Here is an 858-nt window from a genome sequence, read left to right as displayed (position 1 = left end):
TGGAGATCCACTTGATGCCCATCGCGGGCACCGGCTCCGGCACGTACGCCGGGGGGGCGATCACCCGCTCGCGCGCCTCGGGGTCGGGGCGCAGGAAGGAACTGTCGGGGTTGACCAGCCGGCCCTGGGCGCTCTGGACGTAGACCTCCTCGACCAGGCGCTTGGCCTCGGCGTGCGCGCTACGGAGGACCTCGTCGACCAGTCGGGCGGGTACCACGGCCAGGTGGGGTGGGGTGGTGCTCACGGAATCTCATCTCCTGTGATCCTCGGTCTCCCCGGGCTACTTCCACAGGGAGAACTTCTTGGTGAGGGGGTCGAGTTCGTCGCGTCGGCCGAAGGCCGCCACCGCGTAGTACTCGAGCTCCTCCTCGGTGCTGCCGGCCATCTTGACCAGCTGTTCGGCGAAGGTGTCCCCGGTCATCGCCGAGGTGAAGTCGTTCACCAGCAGCCCGGCCGCCAACGCCTCGCCGCGGAACCGGCGCAGCCCAGCGGCCCGGCCCTCCAGCACGATCAGCGACAGGCCCGAGACCGGCCCGTGCGAACCGCCGTCGGCGTCCCGGAAGTCGAGGAACGACATCTTCCCGGCCAGCTCCGGACCGTTCGCCGCGGCGGCGGCCGCCAGACCGAGCGTGCTGTGCGCGACGGCGTTCGGCGCCACCCCGGTGGGCAGCTTCGCCTTGAGGACCACCACGAACTTCCAGTCGGCGTCGACGGCGCACGGCTCGGTGAACAGGTCGGACACGGAAACTCCTTCGTGGGTACGTGACTTGGGACGGGTGCGGTCAGGGCGCGAGGTAGAACTCGGCCTCGGCCAGGACGGCGGGGTTGAGCCGGTAGCCGGGCCGGCCCTGGAGCAGG

At 70.7% G+C, this 858-nt stretch carries 1 protein-coding gene and 1 pseudogene; both read right to left on the bottom strand.

What is annotated here, in order from left to right; all coding sequences use genetic code 11:
• A pseudogene (locus ABD323_RS42080) lies at positions 1-244 on the bottom strand (2,3-diaminopropionate biosynthesis protein SbnB); the annotation flags it as partial.
• Between the two features lie 36 nt (positions 245-280).
• Positions 281-742, bottom strand: a complete 462-nt coding sequence (locus ABD323_RS42075; protein WP_344447344.1) for a DUF2000 domain-containing protein — start codon at positions 740-742, stop codon at positions 281-283.
• Positions 743-858 lie beyond the last annotated feature (116 nt).

This window comes from Kitasatospora nipponensis, from assembly GCF_039528135.1.
GTDB classification, from domain to species: Bacteria; Actinomycetota; Actinomycetes; order Streptomycetales; family Streptomycetaceae; genus Kitasatospora; species Kitasatospora nipponensis.
Note: the sequence above shows the minus strand (reverse complement) of the source record. Positions and strands in the feature narration are given on the sequence as shown.